Below are 20,537 nucleotides of genomic sequence, written 5' to 3'. Positions count from 1 at the left end.
ACTACCGCCGAATCAAAGGTGAGATGATGGCACCGACGAGACATGCCGTGGCGACAACACCGAAAACGAGGGCGGTTTGCCCCTGAGACTCGATCATCCAGCCGATGAACGGTTCTCCCAGGCCCGCGAAAACATATGCGAAAGTGTTCATCACCCCGGTTCCGGTTCCGGCACGCTCTCGTCCCAGGAGATCCGGGCACAACGCCCAAAACGCAGACTGTGGACCATAAGCGAAGAAGCCGGTCAGCAGTAGCATTGGCACCCCCAACCAGTGATCATTCGGGAGAAGATACATTGCCAGCGAACAGGCTGCTGCGAGGAACAAGAACAGTGCGATCACTCGTGCTCGGTTCGAATGAAACAGTCGGTCCGACAGCCAGCCATTGATGATGGCACCCAGTGCCATGCCAATTGGTAATGCAAGCGTCATCCACTTTGTGTCGGTATTCTTCCAGTCTTCACCGAGAAAGTGCACGGGAACCCAGATGAGCAAGCCGTAACGGGCCATACTTTGAAATCCAATCGCCAGACAGGCAATCAGGAATCGTGGATTGCTGAGAACGTAGCGATAACGCTGCCATGAAGACTCATTGGACACAGCAGCGTTTTCATGAGGGATGGGCGTTTCGTTGCTGTCGTTCAGATTCTCATCGGAGAGCGGAGGAAACCCCAGGTCTTCTGGACGGTCTCGAACGATCACGTAGTACACCGCGCCGCCAATCAGCAGCAGTAAGACCGGGAGTCGAAAAATCCATCGCCAGTTAAGATTGAACTCCAGAATCAAGGTCGACGTCCCAAAGGCCAGCACCGATGCGCTGCCCGCAGCAAAGACATAGGCTCCGTAAACTTTTCCTCGTTCGGAGTGTGGCCACCAGTTGGACAACACACGGCTCCCCGGAGCCCAGCCCATCGACTGCGCGTAACCGTTGGCAGCCCACGGGATCGTCAGGCTGGCAAAGCTGGTTCCGAAACTCACGATCCAGTTCAAACCGCACGACAATATCGCCCCCAGGCTCATGAGTCGACGGCCACCATATTTGTCGCCCAGATTTCCGTTGATCGACTGCCCCAGTGCGTATGTCCACAATAAGGCCGCGCTGGCCCAACCCAGCGTCGACTTCGAGATGCCCAGTTCCTGTTCGATCCCGGGAATGGCAAATCCGAATGTCTGCCGCCCTGTGTAGAAGAACAAATAGCAGAACATGGTTGCCAACAGCATGCGCCATTGGGCTGCTCGGAACTGCAAATGAGGCGTGAGGCTTCTGCTCATGCTCAGACTCAACCTTTCAGCGGACGAATACCGATGACCATTGTTGACTATCAGTCAACAATGTTTACCATAATACAACAAGCGAGAAAAGCCTGCCTCACATCGGAATAACCAGGTTGATTGTCAAACAGCAATACTTAATTGATTCCCTCCACAGCGTGGTCTCTGTGCTGGAGTCGCTCGAACTTGAGCGTCTGTTCGTCGTTCTCGATACGGAGGCTTACGAAGTGTCGGGCGCACGTACCGTCCTGGAGACCGTTCTGCAGAAACACGCTACGACGCGATTCACAAACTTTGAACTGAACCCAAAACTGGAAGATGTGCAACGTGGTGTCGATCTTTATCGCCCATTCAATCCCGACTTTGTGATCGCCCTGGGCGGAGGCACGGCAATTGATCTTGCAAAGCTGATCAGCGGGCTGGCAGCACAACAGGATTCTTCACGCGATATCGCGTTGGGGCTCGCCCCGATTCAGGCAAGTGCCAGGCCCCTGATGGCAATTCCTACAACGGCTGGAACCGGCAGTGAAGCGACACACTTTGCTGTCGTGTATGTCGACGGAGAGAAGTATTCCGTCGCCCATCCAACGCTGCGACCAGATTACGCGGTTGTCGATCCAGCGTTGACCGCAAGTCTTCCCCCTCGAATCACTGCCGCGACGGGGCTGGACGCCTTCTGTCAGGCGATTGAATCCGTCTGGGCAGTTGCGGCGAATGAGGAATCCATGGGGTACGCGACCGAAGCCGCTCAACTTGCTTTCAGGTACCTTGAGGCCGCAACCAACGCGCCCACACCTGAAGCGAGACGTGCGATGTGTCGCGCTTCCCATCTTGCCGGAAAGGCCATCAACATCACAAAGACAACTGCACCACATGCCTTGTCGTACTCTCTAACTTCCCGTTTTGGTGTGCCGCACGGCTTTGCTGTCGCGACGACGCTTGCTCCCCTGCTCAAATTCAACGCAGGTGTGACCGATGAAGACTGCACCGACCCACGCGGAGCGGCTGCTGTCCGAGAACGAATCGCGCAGATTCTCAAAGCCCTGGGAGCCGAGACGGTTGAAGAAGCTTGCTCGTCAATCCTAAGCCTGCTGACACGCGTGGGATGCCCGAAGCTGGAAGAGATTGTCAACCACAACACGGGCCTGATCACTGTAATCGAGTCGGCCAATGTTCAGAGGTTGTCGAATAATCCGCGTCGTGCGAGTCGCGAACAACTGATCGATGTGTTGTCTCAAAGCCGGATTCCATTCTGAAGAACTGTTACTCCGGGCATGATTTGCCCCAATACGGAGCGCGATGAAATGCACCACCTGACATCTCAATCCCTGCTGAAGCCTTGCCTGTCCACCGTGATCAATTGTGGCGCAACAGTATTGCTGCTCATCGGTGCTGCCTTGACCGATCTCCATTCGATCCACGCAGGCGAAGTCGTGGGGCCGATTGTCGGGACAGTCGAGTCGACGACTGCACATGTTCTGTACCGTCCTGGAACCGCGGAATCGAAGTGGCAATTATCGGTGCTGACAGATGGACGCGTGGTTCAGCGAATTACCGCGCTGTCCCAAAGCGAACACGACTATGTCGCCAAGTTTGCGGTCAATCACCTGAAACCGGGAACCCAGTACCGCTATCAGATTGAAGATGAAAGTGGTCGCGTGGTTGTCCCGGCTGATGAACAGCATTCCTTCACAACCGCTAATCCGGCCCGGGCGAACAGTCGCGCTTCGGTTAGTTTCGTGTCATGCGTGGATATCGAGCCGAATGCAATCTGGCAGGAGATGGCGAATCTGGATGTCGACGGTGTCTTTTTGATGGGAGACACGCCCTACATCGACAGTTCCGACTTAAGTGTCGTCCGAACACGGCATCGACAATTTCTTCAGATGCCGGAACTCGCTGCGTTGGGCTCCCACACGCCGATCGTCGGAACATGGGATGATCATGACTTTGGCCGCAACAACGGTAACGGTCGCAACATGATGAACGGGAAGGAGTCGACCAGACGCGGATTTGTCGAGTATCGCGCACACGCCCAGTTTGGTGACGGCAGCGAAGGTGTGTATCACAAAGTCGACTTGGGCATGATCGAGGTCTTTCTGCTCGATCCTCGGACCTTTTCTCAAACCGCCCCCTCTCCAGTCGACCAGACTCAGCCGACCTGTTTTGGCGCTGACCAGTGGAACTGGTTGCTGAAGAGCCTCCGCGAATCGAAAGCACCTTTCAAAGTGCTTGCCATGGGGGCAATCTGGCAGGACAAGAAGAACAAGGAAACCGACGATCTGTTTACCTACTGGTACGAACGGGACGCTCTGCTGGACTTCATCAAGACGGAACAGATTTCGGGAGTTGTCTTATTGGGTGGAGACATCCACCTGGCCAGACACTTAGTCCATCCCCAGCGTGTCGGCTACAACCTTCACGACTTCATCATTTCTCCGGGACATTCAAAGGTGATTACCGCGCTCGACGTTTATCACCCGTCGCTGGAGTGGTCGCTCGTCGAAGGCGGGCAATTCCTGACTCTCACAGCCGACGGGACTCTTGTCGCCCCAATGTTAACTGCTGAGTTTCGCCAGCCAAACAGCGTCATCAATCGCAAGATCGAAATCCCACTGAACGAAATGGTATCTCCTCCGAAGGTAGACACACAGCGCGGTTTACGGGCCCATTGGTCCTTCGAGAAGGGGTTCTCCAACAACTCGATACTTGGAAATCGCATTGACGCCGAGCCGAATAATGGCGTGGAGATTGTGCAAACCGACGGGATAAGGGGAAAAGCCGTCCGATTTGTTGCAGCGAAACAACAGTTTCTCAGCATTCCACGCAGCTTCCTTGACGATAATTCGGCAGAACACTCTGTCTCGCTATGGTTCAAGCCGAGCAGTCTTCCGGAACATGGTTCTGGCTTGCGGTCATTTCTCCTGGAGAGCACCGCTCAGGGGACACCATCGAATACGAGCGCATGGCACCTGTCGCTGGGCATGCGGGCTGCCACTGATCCAGGCAAGGTCAATTTGCAGTTGTATACACACACGCTCAGACCAGCCAGCGAACCGGAAGCTGCCCCAACCGCCATCTCGCAAGGTCCGTTCGACACGCTGGTCGATCGCGACAAACTGCTCAACAACTGGAACCACGTGGCCTTCACGTTCGACTCGCAGTCGCTCACACTTTTCCTGAACGGAAAGCAAACTAAACAGTACCTGTTGCCAGTCCCTGGACCCGCATCAGAATTTGGCGGTTTGGTCATCGGTGGCCACCGTGCCGGGACTGGGCGTAACTATGACGGACTGATCGATGAGGTGACGGTCTGGCAACGGGTATTGAGTATGACAGAGCTGGAAGAACTCTTCGAGTCGCAGGACAAGCAATAGACCCGGGGAATATGCACGAAATGAAGCTGATTGGTCGCCGCCGACTGGCTTCAAGACGGTAAGCCAGACGCATCGATCCCCACACTAATCCACAACGTCGATGCCACAAAAATCAAAGACTAATGTTGAAATGCCATGTTCAGCCAATGGCAGATTCACGACGCCGCAGGACCTGCGTGACTCGAGCTCTGCTGAAACCGAGTCAACAAGCGAATTCAGCCCGTGTCGAAACCTCCCGCGAATCGAGAAGCCACTGATCGAAGCGAGTTGTTTGAGGCGCATCGGCGCGTGGCTTCTTCGGCTTGTGTATTGGCCTCGGAATTGCCTGAATGGGGTTCCACCGGCAAACTTCATTCAGGGTGATCAACCTAAGTTGTTGGCTCAGAAGGCTCCGCGTTCAGTCAGGCCGTGTTCGCATAGAGTGCGAGTCGGGGAACTCAGGGACATTGTTCGAATAGAGAAAGCAGGTCGGGGCTTTCGCGCGTTCCGCATGATCCGGCAGATTATTGCTGTGCAGCGCCTTACTTTGCGGCTGCACCGGTCGCAAACAGGCTGACGATTGAGTGCGCAAGCTCGGGCGTCAGGTATCGCCCGGGTCTCGACCTGCGTGAGAACAGATTCAATGGTTGATCCACCATGCTGCAAAAAGTCAGCGCAAGGAACTCCGCGTTGGAATCAGCCAGCTCACCCGAACGAATGCCATGTTCCATGATGCCGACGACAAGCCGAAACCGCTTCTCCGTCAACTTGTCCAGTACGCCATCGATCTCGGGAACCGTTGGGCCATAGTACGTTTGGAACATCAGTCGTGGTACACGCGGATCGACACAGCAGTATTCGAACGACGTTGTGACAAAAGCAAGCAGCTTACTCACCACGGTCGCTTCGCCCGCGATGATTTTTTCTAACCGTTGCTGGCTGTCGCCATAGTGCCGTTCGATCAGCGTCTGCAACAAGGATGCTTTGTCAGCAAAGTGATGGTAAAGCGTGGGCTGGGTAACGCCGGCCGCCTGCAGGATGTCCCGGACGCCTGTGGCGGCGTATCCGCGTTGCGAAAACAACGTCAGCGATGCATTCAGTAATCGCTCGCGTGTTTGAGCCGCGGCTTCGCTTCGTACACTCATGGCGTTTGCCCCACATCTTTGCGAGGCTGCTGCAGATCGTGGGCGAGGTTATCGAAGATAGTGTGAATCAGGTCTTCCGTCTTCTCGGCGGTCAGCAGGAAAAAGCAGAACAGCATTTCATCAGTCGTTTCGTCACCCCACGTGACTCGCTGAGGTGGCGATGAAGGATTCGAGGGATTCTCGGCCGAGTTATCGAAGGCAGCATCCACGGCCAATACAGTTCCGGCGGGAAGCGAGAATGGTCGCTCGTAGTAGTACTCATCCTGCCAGTTGTAGTTCCACTCGGCGACGTCGATCAGAACCTCTGGCTCCTGACCCGGTCGGCGCGCCGTGACTTTCATCGATTTTCCCAGCAGATGCATGTGCGGCACGATGCCAACGATGATCACATCTTTCGGCAATGTGTAGGTCGTCGAACGGCGATAGTCGGCATCGCCCGCCGGGATGTCCATCTCGTAGTTCGCCATCCAGATGCTGCCGACCAGTCTTGCCGGCTCACTTAGCGACTCAGCGACGGGCTTTTGTACGAAGTAGAGCCCAATTTCCGATTGGTCTGTCTCCTCTTTCCCTGTTGGGTGGTAATGGACCTGCACAACCAAATCGCTGCCCTTCTTCAAATACCGCCCCATGTCGTTGGGCAGGCGGCGAGCGGTGTTGCCGACCGACCATCCGCCCAGCGCTCCGCTCGGCAGAAAGCCCGGACCGCCAAAGTTGCCGTAGCCGGGCTCGGGCGTGGCTTCGTCCAGTTTTCTGGCCTGACCTTTGTCGTCCAGAAACAACACCGCATGATGCACAACGCGTTTGTTGCCCGGATGGAACTCCACGGCGGCCACCAGCCGGTCTTCCGGGATGTCGATCGGGATGACGAAGTTCTGCAGCAGGTCGGGGCCATCCGCCGGCACGGTAAATCGCGTTTGCATCTTCACAATCAGATCCGGCTCCCCGAGTTGCCAGCCATCGGCGAACTTTGGCGAGGGCGGAAGATCGGCGGCATCACCTTCCGGACACCCCGCTTCGACCCACTTCCTGATGAAAGATAATTCGCGATCCGTGAGCCACCGTTCACCGACAAACTTGCGGTGCGTTGATGGTCCCGGAATCCACGGCGGCATGATGCGCCGCTGAGTCACTTCGACCAGCATTTCGGCATGGGACACGGCGTCCTGGTAGCTCGTCAGCGCGAATGGAGCGACCTGCCCTGGTCGGTGGCAGTTCCGGCAGCGCGTTTGAATGATGGGTGCGATGTCGCGTGTATATGTCACTGCACTGGACGACGCATCGGATAGCCGTCTGGGGAAGTGGCAGCCAACCGGCTGGGTTTTGGGCACGGAAACGTCGTTTCCATTCGCGGCCGCCTTGATCGCATTCAGCAGATAGTGTTCTTCGACACTGGCGCGACGCCGGCCGATCGACACATACGCATTATCGATGGCACCACGATAGACCAGATGTTGTTCCCGATCAACGACGAACGCCTCAGGAACGTGCGTCGGCTGCAACGCTTCGGCCAGCAGTCCTGATCCATCAAACAACACGGGAAACTTCGTTTGAAACTCCTGAAAGTGACTGGCAACCTCCTGCCGAGTCACAAACGGGTCAGAAACGACTCCATAGAACTGCACGTTTGCATGCGGCAACTGGGCGAGACGATTCAGTTCCTGCGTGTACGAATTCGAGATCGGACACGACATCGACAGGAACACAAAGACTCTGACAGACTGCTTGTCGTTCTGGCCGAGAGCGTGAATCTTTCCATCCACATCCAAAAGATCGAAGCTTAACCTGACACCAGCGTTGGTCGAACCGCCTGGTCGCAAATCGTCGGCAAAAGCAATGCCAACTGATGCCGCCAACAGTCCGGCATAAAAAAGGTTACGGAATCCCACGGCATACACTCCCATCACTTGGGAAAGACACGCAAATATAACGATCGTTATATTAAGTGGCTGAGAGGGTGATTTCAAGCGGTTGCTGCGGATTCCCCCGCGGGGACGATGGGAACTGCGATGCGGATGAAGTGCCGACTCTCAGCTCACGGAGAATTGTTGCCGGAATTGGCCTGGCGTCATTCCGGTTTCGCGTTTGAAGACGGTGCTTAAACGTTCTTTGTGGCTGTATCCGGCGAGAGGCGCAATCTGTTCCAGAGTCATCGAGGTTTCTGCCAGCAGTTGTTTGACTCGACCAATCTGATTTGCCGTGATCTCTTCGTGCAGGGTTCGATTCAGCGCCTCACGGAATCGACGTTCGAGATGTCGTCGTGAGATTCGCGAATAGTTCTCGACATCGCTGACATTGATCCCGTCGCAGGCGTGTTGGCGAATAAACTGACACACTCTGGCAACCTCCCGATCTTCAACCGCACTGACCTGCGTTGAAAGCCGATCGACGACGCCGATGGGGGGGACGTATTCTATATTTCGAGTTGACGAACCGCCGCGAAGGCATTCGTGCAGGATCTCTGCTGCTCGATAACCGACCGCCCAGGAATTGGGGCGAACGCTGGTCAGTGGCGGATCGCACAACTGACAGATTGCATCATCGTTGTCGACCCCAATCACGGCCACGTCTTCCGGAACAGCAATCTCTGCAACTCGGCAGGCGTTGAGCACCTGCTGTCCGCGAATGTCGTTACAGACGAAGACACCGGTTGGTTGAGGAAGTGATTGCAGCCAATCGGCGAGCGTCTCCATTTCGTAGACGCCGGATTCTTCAATTCGGCTGAGAGCCTGATCGCTGCCTGCGTTCGTCTCGTAGACCATCAGACGGCAACCCGCGTTTGACACAAATTCACGGAAATGACTCAGTCGGCTCTCTGAGTAACGAGCATGCTGATAGCCACAGAATGCAAATCGTCGAAAGCCGCGTTCCCAGAGATGATCGAATGCCATTTGGGCAACGAGTCTGTCGTCTGTGTCGACCTGCGGAAACTCGACATTGGTCATGTGACAACGAACATCGATCACGGGGATGTTCAACGCGCGAAGCGACTGAATGTTGTGTTGATCGACTCGCGCAATCACCCCCTGAACCTGGAACTCGCCGATCCACTGCGGCATGGCAGCATCAATGGACATTTCCTGATGCAACAGCGACCAGTCGTTGAGCGTCCTTGCAAAATGCGCAGCTCCCATCAGGACTTCACGTCCGTAAGAACGCGAGGTTTCGACGAGGAGTGCAATACGGGAACGAGCTTTCGGAGTCATGGTTTTCAGGGAATGTTTCATCTGCCCTGGAAATGTCGCAAATCGTCAATACGCCGTCGCATTCTATCATCGACGATGAACGCCATCACGCTAGAATCACCAAGAAATCCGAGTTTGTGCTCCATGAAGTCTTGTCGCTTTTCGTTTTGTTGAGATCGTCGTTTCGGTAGAAATATTGAGCCGGTTGTGGTGAGTCTGCTCAAAATGACGCCGCACCTGTGGACCGATGCCGTGTTTGGAATGGCTGGGGAAGCTTGCGATGAAATGTTTGATCGGAAACGTCTGTTCGCTGCTTCTGATCCTGATAGCTGGCGGCGTTCCTGCGTTTGCTGACAGGCCAAACGTGATCGTGATTCTCGCCGATGATCTGGGCTACGGCGACGTCGGTTGTTACGGCGCGACGCACGTCCGGACTCCGCATCTTGATCAGCTCGCCCGCGAAGGACGCCGCTTCACCGATGCGCATACCGTGTCTGCGGTTTGTACTCCATCGCGTTACTCGCTGCTGACCGGTGAGTATGCGTGGCGAAAGAATATCTGGGCTCCCGTTTTTCACACCGCCGGAGCCGCTGATTGGCACGAAGCAGATGACCGTAGCTCGTCTGCTGCAGCAGCAGGGCTATGGGACTGCGTGTATTGGCAAATGGCATCTGGGCTTTGGCGAAACGACGCCTGACTGGAATGGCGAACTGAAGCCAGGACCGCTCGAAGCGGGTTTGATGACTACTTCGGAATTCCCGTTGTCAACAGTCATCCGCCGTTTGTGTTCGTCGAGAACCATCACGTCGTCGGATTTGATCCGGCAGATCCATTTGTCTTCAGCGCAGCTGCGAAGGGCAGGATTCACGCGCAGGCATTTCCGGAGAAGAAAAATATTCAGGCGGTCGGCGGTGCACGGAAGGCGCATGAGCTGTATCGCGATGAACAGGTCGGGGCCAAACTGACCGAGAAGGCAGTGGCATGGCTCAGGCAGTCACGAGATCAGCCGTTCTTTCTTTATTTTGCACCGGGGAATATTCATCACCCCTTCACGCCGCACCCGCGTTTTCAGGGCACCAGCGAATGCGGACGTTACGGCGACTTCATTCATGAGCTGGACTGGATAGTCGGCGAAGTGCTGCGAACGGTGGATGAAATCGGCCAGCGCGAGAACACGCTGGTCATCTTTACCAGCGACAACGGAGGCATGCTGAATGAAGGCGGCCGCGACGCCTGGACCGCCGGGCATCGGCTGAACGGCGAGCTGCTTGGCTTTAAGTTTGGTGCGTGGGAAGGAGGACACCGCGTTCCGTTCATTGCTCGCTGGCCGGGTCAGATTCCTGCCGGAACCACATCCGGGCAGTTGATTGCGAACGTCGACCTGCTGCGGACAATGGCCGCAGTTGTCGAGGTCGAGCTTCCTTCAGACTCCGGACAGGATTCGCGGAACATCCTTCCCGTGCTAACCGGTGATCCCGAAAAGCCGATGCGAGAGGAAGTCGTGCTGGCGCCGCATCAGCGGGCCAACCTGGCACTGCGATCCGGACCATGGGTTTACATCGGCGCTCAGGGTCGGGTGGGTTCGGCAATGGACTGGGAGAGATCGCGTTCACAGGGCAACTCAACAGCGATATCGATTCGCAGGGGAAATTGCGAGCCAACGTGCCTCGAGAACAGCTTTACAATCTCGAACAGGATCCTCAGCAACAGCACAACGTGATCCGCAAACACCCGGAAGTTGCTCGCAAGCTGGCAGCCCGATTGGCTGAACTGAAATCGCCCGCGGCATTTGGGCACTCGGAGATCTGCGATTTGATTTCGAATCCGGCGACCTGCAGGGCTGGCGAGTGATCGATGGCGAGTTCGCAAAACCTGTTGATTCTTCCGACTCGCTGCCACGGCATCCCGATCGACCTTTCGGACGACAGGGGCAATTTCATTTGTCCACTGTGGCCATCAGGGATAACCCGCGCGCATCGGATCAACAGACCGGCATTATCGAGTCGCCGCGTTTTCGATTGAAGGGTGAAAAGATCGCGTTTCTGATTGGTGGTGGTTTTCGCGAGGACGTTCATCTGGCAGTCTGTGATGCTGACGGAAACGAGATCGCTCGGAGTGGCGGTGAGAACGGTCCGCGCATGGTTCGCCGAGTCATCGAATTGCCGCAACAGACCGGCCGGATTCTCTACCTGCGGCTGGTGGACCAGGCAAAGGCTGGTTGGGGTCATCTGGTCTTCGATGATTTTTCAGCGGACGGCGAATTGGTGGTGGAGGACCAGCGATGAACGCGAAACAACTACGTGTTCTCAGGTTCGCCCTCAGTCTTTGTCTGCTGATTTCAATCGGCTGCGGATTGTGGTCACCAAAGTGCGTCGCGATAGAACCACCTTGCAGCCAGTCGCTACTGAAAGACACCGCCTTTGCTGAGGGCTTTGGCGCATCGTTTATCTACGGCAGAAATTGAAGTGAACTTCATCCGTTGCATTCCGTTTTCTGGTTGAAAGATGCCATGAATCCTTCGAATTCCCCCTATCGCCCAACGCTGTGACGTCTTCTTTTGATGGGTTTTCCTGCGATTCCGGGCAAAAGCGCGGCGAGGCTGTCAATTTATTCGTAGGACGGCCTTTTCAGGCCGTCATTGCCAAAAGAACGGCCGATTTCGACGCCCTGAAAAGGGCGTCCTACATCGAAAGAGGATACTTCACAGCGTTGCCTATCGCCCTTCAAGTTTGTCGCGTCGCACATCACCATGAAAACTTTCTACTACTTCCTTTTCGCTCTCTGTGTTCCCATTGGCGGGCTTTGTGTCCCGGACGATCGAGTCTTGCTCGCCGCGGAATCCAAGCCCGACTCTTCCGTCACAGCAGTTGGCGGCAGAAGCACGCTTGTCGCCCGCTCGGGCACCTGGAGCGAGACGGTCATCGAAGGGGTCGATGCGGCGGCGGAGACTTTTTCCATCGAAGCTCAGATCGATCCGGTTGAGGCGGTGGGAGGCGACTTGCAAGTCGTCAGTGGATTCGTCGTCGGGATGCGGGATGGCGAGCGGTTGCAAGACGGCCTTGGCGGTCAGTTGCGTGTGGACCTTCGCGAAGGCGCGGAACGCGCGAGCTTCAACCTTTGGCATCGCGAGACATCGTTGACAATGCAGCAGCCAGGCCTGAAACCTGCGGGCTGGATGGACAACCGTGACTACCAGCATCCGAATGAATTGCCGTCGCGCGATGGCCTGGGTCGCCGTGTCAAGCTGGTTGCTTGGCCCGATGGCGAGGGTTCGCGTGTGCGATTGTTCGTGGACTACATGGATCGACCTCTTGAGGAACATGTGCTCACCGAGCAAATTCGCGCTGGCGTGGTAAAGCTGTTCACGATGCGCGGCGGTCAAGAAGTCGACATTCGTCAGACAAGCCTTTTCTCCGATGTTGCCTTTCGCAAGCTGACGATCGACGAGGCTCGCGAGTTGCCATCGATGGTGGAGAACGTCCTGGATGCGATCAATGGCGACCATCCGGCGATGCGCCCCGTCGCTGCGGCGATCAAGGAGGGCAGAACCGACGAGGCGAGATCACTCTTGCTCCAGCACATGCGCACCCGCACGGAGCCGATGGGCCCGACCATCGACGAAGTCGCCAGCGTGGTGCTGCATCCGAACTGGCAGAAGATCTCCGACGAAGCGGTGGCAGGACGCTACGCGACGATCGGGTACTTCGACGGCTTCGTCGATGCATGGAGGGACACGAACAACGAAACGCACCCGTGGGTGCTGCAACAAGAACCGCTGCAATTGAACTGGGCGCGTGACAACGGCCATCTCAACCGCCACTTTCATTGGGTGTCGATGGCGCGTGCCTGGCAAGAAAATCACGACCCGAAGTACGTCCGCCAGTTCAGCGCAGAGGTGCTGGACTGGGTTTCGCGCGAGCCGTTCTTCTGGGACCGCTGTCCCACCGTCGGTGGCTTGAACCTAATGGACGGCACGACCTTTCGCTGGGGCTACATGAATACCAGCAACATCGGACGTCGATTGGAATTGACATGGTGGCCTGCGTACGAAGTCTTCCGCGATTCGCCTGACTTCAGCGACGAGGCGCACGTCGCCCTGTTGTTGGGAATGCTTCGGCAGGCTCGGTTGATCATGAACCCCACCAGCTTTGCGGCGCACGATGACGGTGGCGCTCACACCACATTGGCACTGATGCAGACGGCATTGATGTTGCCTGAGTTCAAGGAAAGTGCTGCCTGGAAACAGACCGCCATGCAACGGTGGGATGTGATCCTGGCACGGCAGTTTCATCCCGATGGCAGCCACGTCAGCTTGAGTACCGGCTACAACTGGGCCTCCTTGACGGCACTCGAAAACTATCTGCGTCTGTACCAACGCTTTGGTGAAACTCCGCCTGCGAAGGCGCTCGCAACGCTCGAACAGGCGGCCGAACATCCGATGCTTTTGACTGGCCCGAATCAAGGACAAATGGATCTCAACGATGGTGGCTGGAGCACAATTGAAGATCGCTACCAATCGCTGCTGACGTGGTTCCCCGATCGGAAAGACTTTCAGTGGATGGCAACGAAGGGAGCGAAAGGTTCGCCTCCCGATCAGCGTTCCGTTTACTTTCCTAACGCCGGCCACTACGTCATGCGAACCGGTTGGGGACCAGAGGAAAAGTATCTGTTCTTTGGTGCGGGACCGTGGGGAGCCAGTCACGGCAAGTTTGACGCGCTGAATATTTACGCACAATTCGGAAACCAGGTACTGATCCGCAACGCGGGTCGGGGCAGCTACAGCGGGATCGGGAACACAAAGCACGCCGGTCGTTCGCTCTCGTTCAACACGCTCTCGCCCGACTGGGCCCAGGAAAACAGCATCCCGCACTGGAAGCACGACATGGCCATCGGCTTCGTTCCTCCCAAGCGTCGCTGGATCAGCAATGACCACTTCGACTATGGGGAAGGCGCGTTCAACTATGGTTGGTACAACTCCACGGAGCACATTCAAGGAAAGTGGTTGCGGCAAGTCGTCTTTGTCAAAGGCAAAGACGCTCGCACGGACGGCTATTTTGTCGTGATTGATACAGTCGAACCCAGGGACGACAAGCCGCGCACCTGGCGGCATCCCTCGCAGTTGGGACTCAACGCTTCCAACATCGCGATCCGCGAGTCCGACCGCAGTTCCACCGCCATCGGGCCAGACGCAGCACTAAAAATCCTGCCCGTCGGCGAGATGAATGTCTCCATCATCCAGGGTCAGGAGCAGCCGGAATTACTCGGCTGGCGCATCTATGACACCATCGCCAATCCGTGGCCAGTTCCGACCTACCAATGGCAGGACGATGGCACCTTTTGCCGTGCCTGGGTCATCCAGATGTCGGCTGATGAATCCGCGTGGCCCGTCGAATCGGTTTCGCTGCATCCGACAAACCAAGCAGGAGAAATTCACTTCACGATCCATCGTCGCGATGGTGGACATGATCACGTACTGCGACGCTTTCCCGGTCAGCCACCGACTGAGTTCCAAGGCGAGACGATCACGGGCGATCTTGTCGTCGATTGCATCGACTCCACCGACCAACACTTTCGATTGGAAATCATCGATGGCGAAGAGAGTGTTGCCAAACCTTCTCATCTTGTTAACGCCGCGCAAACGAAGGCTTCTTCCGATTCGCAATAATCACAACGAACCGACAATCATCATGAAGCACCTGATTCTTTTCTTCTGCGTAATCGGCGCAACCACAGTTTCGCGAGCTGAGGCTGAACCGTCGAAGAATATCCTCTTCATCATCTCCGACGATTTGCCGCCAATGTGCTGCGTTGCTACGGAGACAACACAAGCGACACTCCCAACATTGACCGTCTCGCGGCTCGAGGCGTAGTCTTTGAGCGAGCTTACTGCCAAGGCACGGTGTGCGGCCCTTCGCGGGCATCGTTAATGCGTGGCCGCTACGTCGGGAATCGAGGGATCACATTAGGCGAGCATTTGATCGGACAGGGCCGCGCAACGGCACGGGTTGGAAGATTTTTCACATGCGTGTGCCCGGTGACATCATCGCCGGCAGCGATGGCGAGGACGTAGCCGCCTGCTGGACTCAGCGTTTCAACGCCCCTGGCCTGGAGGCCCACACTCCGGGCGATTATGCCTGTCTGAATCGGAATATCTTTACGACCGCGCTGGAGGGTCGGCAATCTACCGGCGACCCGCATCGTCCCTTCGTCACCGTGAGTTACGAAGGCGACGGCTCAGACCAACCGGATGCGAAAGCGGCGACGAAAGCGGTCGAGTTGCTGCGCGAGTTCAAGGCAGCGGACCAAAACTTCCTGCTCGCAGTCGGCTTCGTGCGCCCGCATTATCCGATGGTCGCGCCACGCCAATACTTCGATCTTTACCCGCACAACCAGATGACGCTGCCGCACGTTCCCGACGGCGATCTGGACGACATTCCTCCAGCGGGCATCTCAGGTTCAAACTCGCGGAAGAACGGCCTCGCGGAATATCCCGAAAACCAGCAACGTATGTGGTCGGGCTATCGAGCCAGTGTCACTTTCATGGATGCAACTTGGGCGTGTGCTTGACGAGCTCGACCGACTTGGCCTTGCCGAGACCACCGCCATCGTCTTTACCAGCGACCACGGGTACCACCTCGGTGACCACACGTTCTGGCAAAAGTCGAATTTGCACGAGCAGGTTATCCACGTGCCTTTGATCATTGCCGCGCCAAATGTCGTGCCGTCGCGCAGCCGCTCCTTGCCCAACTGGTCGACTTGTTTCCCACCGTCTGTGAGCTCACCGGCGCACCCGTCCCCGGCAGTGTGGAAGGTAAAGCCTCGTACCGGTCCTGCGAGACCCACGCCACGGTAAACGATTCCGCGTTTTCCTATGTGATGGGCGGTCACCACTCCTCCGCACCGACCGCTGGGCCTACATGCGATACGCGGACGGTGCGGAGGAGCTGTACGACATGGATGCTGACCCGGGCCAGCACGATAACCTCGCACAACACGTTGCACTCAAAGACGCTCGCACAGCTCCGCCAGCAACTCGAAATGCACATCCAATCCGCCGGTGCAGCCACGGTACGAGGACGAGGAAAGAAGAACGCCAAATGATGTCGAAACCAGTAAGACGCTCCCTCCTGCTCGTTCTCTGTGTCGTCTGTGGCTCGGTGGTATCCGCGGCCGGGCCAAAACCCAACTTCATCGTTATCTTCACCGATGATCAGGGTTGGGCCGATCTTGGATGCCAGGGCGTGCGCGATGACTTGAAAACGCCGCACCTCGATTCGTTGGCGGTGTCGGGCGTGCGATGTTCGGCGGGATACATCACGGCACCCCAGTGTTCTCCTTCGCGAGCGGGTTTGCTGACAGGACGATATCAGCAGCGATTCGGTTTGGAGGAAATCGCCGATACGCCGATGCCAGCGAATGAACTCACGATTGCTGAACGTCTTAAACCTGCAGGTTACGTCAGCGGCATGGTTGGTAAATGGCATCTCGATGCAAGCCCATCTTCCGTAGCGTGGATCAAACGCAATCCCAATGCGGTTCAACGTACGCCCGGAAAACCGTTGACGATCAGGGAACCAGCGCGTCGTCGGTTCTCGCCGGCTGGACAGGGTTTTGACGAGTTCTACATGAACGCTCGTGAGCGGCGCTGGGCGAACTTCCGCGCCGACGGATCCAGTCTAAAGCCCGAAGGTGAATGGATCACCGAAACCACTGGTGATCGTCTTGATGATGAAACCGCGGGTGCCCTGGCGTTTCTTGAACGCAATCACACGAAGCCGTTTTTCCTGTACCTTGCCTATAGCGGTCCACATACACCGCTGGCGGCGACCCCGGAACGACTCGCCCGCTTCCCGGGTGAAATGCCGGAACGCAGACGAACCGCATTGGCGATGCTGGCGACGATCGACGATGGCGTTGGGCTACTTCGCGAATCGTTGCGACGCCATGGTATCGAAGAGAACACATTGATTGTCTTCACAAGCGACAACGGTGCGCGCTGAAGCTGACGATGCCTGACGCGCAGATGACCAGTGGCCCCGACGGCAAGCAAACCGAAATGGGTGGCTGGGACGGATCGATCAATGCACCGCAACTGGGCGAGAAAGGGATGCTGACCGAAGGCGGCATCCGCGAGCCGTTCCTTTGGTCCTGGAAAGGAGTTATTCCTGCTGGCCAGGTTTTTGATCATCCGGTGTCCTCACTCGACATCACCGCGACCGTACTTGCCGCAGCGGGCATCGAAGAGCGTGAAGGACTCGACGGTGTTGATTTGCTGCCACATCTGACGAGCGCCGTCACCGCCCACCGCACGATGCTCTCTATTGGCGATTCTGGAAACAAGCCGCCGTTCGTAGTGGCGACTGGAAGTTACTGCATCTGGGTGACGGGACCGACTTTCTGTTCGACATGCGTCAGCCGAACCCTGAGACGCGAAACGTTGCAGCGGAGTATCCTGAAAAAGTTGTCGAGCTCCGTGCCAAACTTGAAACGTGGTCACAGCAATTGCGACCACCCGGATTGCCGAAGAACGGCATCCAGCGCGAACGAGTATGGTATCAGCATTACCTGCAACTGGGTGCCGACAGCTTGACACGGTAGCCTGCAGATGTATTGATTCGTTGCAATTCCCGACCACAAGCCCCTCGTTGTTCACTGGAGATAGCATTGGAATTTCGAAATAGTCTGCCGAGCGATTTGGATGCGATTGTGTCACTGTTTCATTCCGTCTTTACGGATGCTGAAGGCGAGCAGGAAGGGGGCCGGATCGCGGCACTCGTCCGTGAGATGATGACCACGACCGAGCATCAGGACCTGCGCGGATTTGTGGCTGTCGAAGCCGAGCAGATCGTTGGCGCGATTTTCTTCAGTCGGCTGAGCTTCGATACTCAAATCGAAGCGTCCATTCTGTCTCCGGTGGCGGTTAAAACCAAATCGCAGGGACAGGGCATCGGTCAGAAACTGATTCGATACGGTTTGACGCAGCTTCAGGATCAGCACGTCGAGTTGGTCGTCACCTATGGAGATCCCGCGTTCTATTCAAAGGTCGGGTTCCGGTCGATTTCTCCGCAGGCAATTCGTCCTCCGTTTGAACTCTCACAGCCGGAAGGCTGGCTGGGTCAGTCACTCACTTCGACACCCGTGGAAGAATTTCGCGGTCACTGCCAATGTGTCGCGGCATTGAGCGATGCTGCGTATTGGTAGTATTCTGTCTCGTTCAGACAGGCTCTTCATGAACGGTTTGTTCTGTCTTGTTTAACTCCAATGCCGTTCAAAATGTAGTGGGAGTCGCCAGACTTCCCCTGGAAAAATACAGGGATCTCTGGCGAGATCCACTACATTATCTCGGTTCGGTGAACGGTATTGTGTTTAACCCGTGGCCGAGAGGCCAGGTCGTCCGACACGCAGAGACGGCCTGTCCTTTCGGCCACGGGTTAAACGAAGGGACTTGAGAGAGTGGTTTGCGACAGTCAAAGACCTGAACGGGCTGTTTAGGGAATTCAGAATTCACATGAATGACAAGGACTTTATTCACTCGCTGTTGCTGTGTCTTTTTCGGCGAAATCCAAGACGCGCGGGTTTACTCCTGTGTTGTCTGTTGAACTGTCCGATTGCCTTGGCTGATGATCAACTGCCGATCGTGCCGGATGGGTTTGTGGTCGATGTTGTGGCTCGCGAGCCGATGGTGAGCAATCCGTGTGTGATGGCGTTCGACCGACTGGGACGCATCTTTGTTGCGCAAGGGCCGCAGTGGCGAGGGCCAGCACCTGAGACGCCGGGCGATCGCGTTGACACTATCATCGACCAGGATGGTGACGATCAAGAAGAATCTGGCTTGGCTGTGCGCGTCGCTTCGTCCATTCGAGTCCAATGCCGTATTGGCAACATCTTGAACGATCGCGGAGAGCAAAACGGTGCTCAAGATTGGGGCAAAGAAGCAACATGGTTTGACTAATTTGTCACGATTGACCACCGAAAGGTGGCTGAGACCCTACTGCAGCGATCCAACCAATAGGAACACTCTCGTGCACAGCCTTCGACATCGCCAAGTCTCGCTATTTTTCTTGATGGCATCGTTCCTCATACCGGTGGTTGCCGGTATCGCGGCGGAGACTGGCGAGATCCATTTTAAAGTGACCGATGACCGCGGTGATTCTTTGCCGTGTCGCATTCACGTGCGTGATTCTTCGGGCGCTCCTGTGAAAGTGGCCGGGTATCCGTATTGGTCCGACCATTTTGTCTGTTCAGGACAAGCAACCGTTTCTGTTGCGCCAGACAACTACGAATGGGAGATCGAACGCGGTCCCGAGTACTTACGAAAGTCTGGTAAGGTCAACGTTAGATCTGGCGAGATTGTGGATGCGACTGCGATGCTGACTTCGATTGCATCGCTTCGTGATGAAGGTTGGTATTGTGGTGACTTGCATGTTCATCGGCCGGTGTCACAGATTGAGCCGTTGATGCTGGCGGAGGATCTGGATTTCGCGACCGTGATCGGGTGGTGGAACAGTCCCGCGCCAAAAGCAGTTGCAGCCAAGCAAACTGAATTCCAGTTTGGTGACGACCGAATCTACTGTACCGGCGCAGGCGAAGACGAACGTGCTGGTGGAGCGCTGCTATACTTCGGCTTGAACAAGCCACTGGATCTATCAGTCATCAACCGAGAAGTTCCTTCGCCCATGCGGTTCGTCGAACAAGCTCGACAACAGAATCCCGAGGTATGGATCGATATCGAGAAATCGTTTTGGTGGGATGTGCCAACCTGGCTTGCCGTGGCCAAACCGGACTCGATTGGCATCGCACACAACCACATGCACCGAAGTGGCGTGCTGGACAACGAAGCGTGGGGAAAGCAGCGTAGCATCGAACAGTTTCCTGGTCCGCACGGCAATGGTTTATGGACTCAAGAGATCTATTACCACATTCTCAATTGCGGCATTCGAATCCCGCCGTCGGCCGGAAGCGCATCGGGCGTGTTGCCGAATCCCGTTGGCTACAATCGTGCCTACGTGCATCTGGGCGACAAGCCGTTTCATCGTGACAACTGGTTCACGGCGCTTAAATCGGGGCGCTGTTTTGTGACCAATGGCCCACTACTTCGTGTCAGGGCGAATCAAACGCATGCAGGCACCATCTTGCGTTTGGACGAGACTCGAAAAATCGACTTTGAAATCCACCTTACTTCGAATGATCCTTTTGCCGAAGTGCAGGTCATCTTCAACGGATCAGTCCAACATCGCATCCCTTGTAGAGATGCAAGAGATCAAACGCTCCACGCAAGTATGGAATTGCGTGAATCAGGGTGGTTTCTGGTTCGAGCCATCGCGGACGTCGAACACACATTTCGCTTTGCATCGACTGCGCCGTGGTACGTTGAGGGTGAAAATAATTCAAAACGTATCAGCCGTTCTTCGGTCGAATTCTTTCTTGATTGGCTGGAATCACGCATTCTGAACATCCAGCAAAACGTCAGCGATATCAGTCAGCGAGATTTAGTACTTGGTTGGCACTATCAGGCGAGGGAGTTTTTCCGTGCACTGCAACGAGATGCCAATGCTGACTAGACAAAACAGAATGTCGGTAAGGG

Annotated in this window: 17 protein-coding genes; 13 read left to right on the top strand and 4 right to left on the bottom strand. The window is 56.1% G+C overall.

The genetic code is table 11. The features are described from left to right. Position 1: 1 nt before the first annotated feature. On the bottom strand, positions 2–1,270 hold the full coding sequence (locus R3C20_05735) for an MFS transporter (protein MEZ6039986.1): 1,269 nt from the start codon (positions 1,268–1,270) through the stop codon (positions 2–4). Between the two features lie 116 nt (positions 1,271–1,386). Here R3C20_05735 and R3C20_05730 point away from each other — a divergent pair, with 116 nt between their 5' ends. Continuing rightward, the gene (locus R3C20_05730; GenBank protein ID MEZ6039985.1) at positions 1,387–2,526 is read left to right on the top strand and encodes a phosphonoacetaldehyde reductase; all 1,140 of its coding nucleotides are present in this window, start codon (positions 1,387–1,389) and stop codon (positions 2,524–2,526) included. Between the two features lie 48 nt (positions 2,527–2,574). Continuing rightward, positions 2,575–4,647 carry an alkaline phosphatase D family protein gene (locus R3C20_05725; protein MEZ6039984.1) on the top strand — a complete coding sequence of 691 codons (2,073 nt, stop codon included), beginning with the start codon at positions 2,575–2,577 and terminating at the stop codon, positions 4,645–4,647. 521 nt (positions 4,648–5,168) lie between these two features. On the opposite strand, the gene R3C20_05720 is transcribed toward R3C20_05725, so the two are convergent. The 3 genes from R3C20_05720 to R3C20_05710 form a co-directional block, all read right to left on the bottom strand. After that, the gene (locus R3C20_05720; GenBank protein ID MEZ6039983.1) at positions 5,169–5,771 is read right to left on the bottom strand and encodes a TetR/AcrR family transcriptional regulator; all 603 of its coding nucleotides are present in this window, start codon (positions 5,769–5,771) and stop codon (positions 5,169–5,171) included. Further along, positions 5,768–7,657: a redoxin family protein gene (locus tag R3C20_05715; protein MEZ6039982.1), complete on the bottom strand. Its 1,890-nt coding sequence runs from the start codon at positions 7,655–7,657 to the stop codon at positions 5,768–5,770. The genes R3C20_05720 and R3C20_05715 overlap by 4 nt, the downstream gene beginning before the upstream one ends. Before the next feature lie 141 nt (positions 7,658–7,798). Continuing rightward, positions 7,799–8,974, bottom strand: a complete 1,176-nt coding sequence (locus R3C20_05710) for a DNA-binding transcriptional regulator (protein ID MEZ6039981.1) — start codon at positions 8,972–8,974, stop codon at positions 7,799–7,801. A 259-nt stretch (positions 8,975–9,233) separates the two neighbouring features. Between R3C20_05710 and R3C20_05705 the strand changes: the two genes are divergently transcribed. The 11 genes from R3C20_05705 to R3C20_05655 all read left to right on the top strand — a co-directional run bounded on the left by R3C20_05705 (position 9,234) and on the right by R3C20_05655 (position 20,514). Next, entirely contained in the window at positions 9,234–9,650 is a 417-nt protein-coding gene (locus R3C20_05705; GenBank protein MEZ6039980.1) for a sulfatase-like hydrolase/transferase, read from the top strand. Beyond that, positions 9,651–10,673 (top strand): sulfatase-like hydrolase/transferase, encoded by a 1,023-nt coding sequence (locus R3C20_05700; protein MEZ6039979.1) that lies wholly within the window; start codon positions 9,651–9,653, stop codon positions 10,671–10,673. A 127-nt stretch (positions 10,674–10,800) separates the two neighbouring features. Further along, positions 10,801–11,238, top strand: a complete 438-nt coding sequence (locus R3C20_05695; GenBank protein ID MEZ6039978.1) for a hypothetical protein — start codon at positions 10,801–10,803, stop codon at positions 11,236–11,238. Positions 11,239–11,702: 464 nt separating this feature from the next. Further along, positions 11,703–14,618 carry a heparinase II/III family protein gene (locus tag R3C20_05690; protein MEZ6039977.1) on the top strand — a complete coding sequence of 972 codons (2,916 nt, stop codon included), beginning with the start codon at positions 11,703–11,705 and terminating at the stop codon, positions 14,616–14,618. A 135-nt stretch (positions 14,619–14,753) separates the two neighbouring features. Further along, positions 14,754–15,023, top strand: a complete 270-nt coding sequence (locus R3C20_05685) for a sulfatase-like hydrolase/transferase (GenBank protein ID MEZ6039976.1) — start codon at positions 14,754–14,756, stop codon at positions 15,021–15,023. Continuing rightward, a complete protein-coding gene (locus tag R3C20_05680; protein MEZ6039975.1) occupies positions 14,975–15,520 on the top strand; it encodes a hypothetical protein in 546 nt (181 codons plus the stop codon). Before R3C20_05685 ends, R3C20_05680 begins: the two co-directional genes overlap by 49 nt. Positions 15,521–16,050: 530 nt before the next feature. Next, positions 16,051–16,953 (top strand): sulfatase-like hydrolase/transferase, encoded by a 903-nt coding sequence (locus R3C20_05675; protein MEZ6039974.1) that lies wholly within the window; start codon positions 16,051–16,053, stop codon positions 16,951–16,953. 8 nt (positions 16,954–16,961) lie between these two features. Continuing rightward, positions 16,962–17,543: a sulfatase-like hydrolase/transferase gene (locus R3C20_05670; GenBank protein ID MEZ6039973.1), complete on the top strand. Its 582-nt coding sequence runs from the start codon at positions 16,962–16,964 to the stop codon at positions 17,541–17,543. A gap of 74 nt (positions 17,544–17,617) precedes the next feature. Continuing rightward, on the top strand, positions 17,618–18,154 hold the full coding sequence (locus R3C20_05665) for an N-acetyltransferase (protein MEZ6039972.1): 537 nt from the start codon (positions 17,618–17,620) through the stop codon (positions 18,152–18,154). 412 nt (positions 18,155–18,566) lie between these two features. Continuing rightward, positions 18,567–18,905, top strand: a complete 339-nt coding sequence (locus R3C20_05660) for a hypothetical protein (GenBank protein MEZ6039971.1) — start codon at positions 18,567–18,569, stop codon at positions 18,903–18,905. A gap of 112 nt (positions 18,906–19,017) precedes the next feature. Continuing rightward, positions 19,018–20,514, top strand: coding sequence for a CehA/McbA family metallohydrolase (locus R3C20_05655; protein MEZ6039970.1), 1,497 nt, complete (start codon positions 19,018–19,020; stop codon positions 20,512–20,514). Positions 20,515–20,537 lie beyond the last annotated feature (23 nt).

Source organism: Planctomycetaceae bacterium (assembly GCA_041398825.1).
In the GTDB taxonomy this organism is placed as follows: Bacteria; Planctomycetota; Planctomycetia; order Planctomycetales; family Planctomycetaceae; genus F1-80-MAGs062.
The sequence above is the reverse complement of the archived record's forward strand: the minus strand, read 5'-3'. Positions and strand labels throughout refer to the sequence as shown.

Excerpts from the sequence above, each read along its gene's own strand:
- R3C20_05690 (MEZ6039977.1), top strand. The coding sequence starts at position 11,703 with ATGAAAACTTTCTACTACTTCCTTTTCGCTCTCTGTGTTCCCATTGGC.
- R3C20_05705 (MEZ6039980.1), top strand. The coding sequence starts at position 9,234 with ATGAAATGTTTGATCGGAAACGTCTGTTCGCTGCTTCTGATCCTGATA.
- R3C20_05735 (MEZ6039986.1), bottom strand. The coding sequence starts at position 1,270 with ATGAGCAGAAGCCTCACGCCTCATTTGCAGTTCCGAGCAGCCCAATGG.
- R3C20_05675 (MEZ6039974.1), top strand. The coding sequence starts at position 16,051 with ATGATGTCGAAACCAGTAAGACGCTCCCTCCTGCTCGTTCTCTGTGTC.
- R3C20_05680 (MEZ6039975.1), top strand. The coding sequence starts at position 14,975 with ATGCGTGTGCCCGGTGACATCATCGCCGGCAGCGATGGCGAGGACGTA.
- R3C20_05720 (MEZ6039983.1), bottom strand. The coding sequence starts at position 5,771 with ATGAGTGTACGAAGCGAAGCCGCGGCTCAAACACGCGAGCGATTACTG.
- R3C20_05670 (MEZ6039973.1), top strand. The coding sequence starts at position 16,962 with ATGCCTGACGCGCAGATGACCAGTGGCCCCGACGGCAAGCAAACCGAA.
- R3C20_05710 (MEZ6039981.1), bottom strand. The coding sequence starts at position 8,974 with ATGACTCCGAAAGCTCGTTCCCGTATTGCACTCCTCGTCGAAACCTCG.
- R3C20_05725 (MEZ6039984.1), top strand. The coding sequence starts at position 2,575 with ATGCACCACCTGACATCTCAATCCCTGCTGAAGCCTTGCCTGTCCACC.
- R3C20_05655 (MEZ6039970.1), top strand. The coding sequence starts at position 19,018 with ATGGCATCGTTCCTCATACCGGTGGTTGCCGGTATCGCGGCGGAGACT.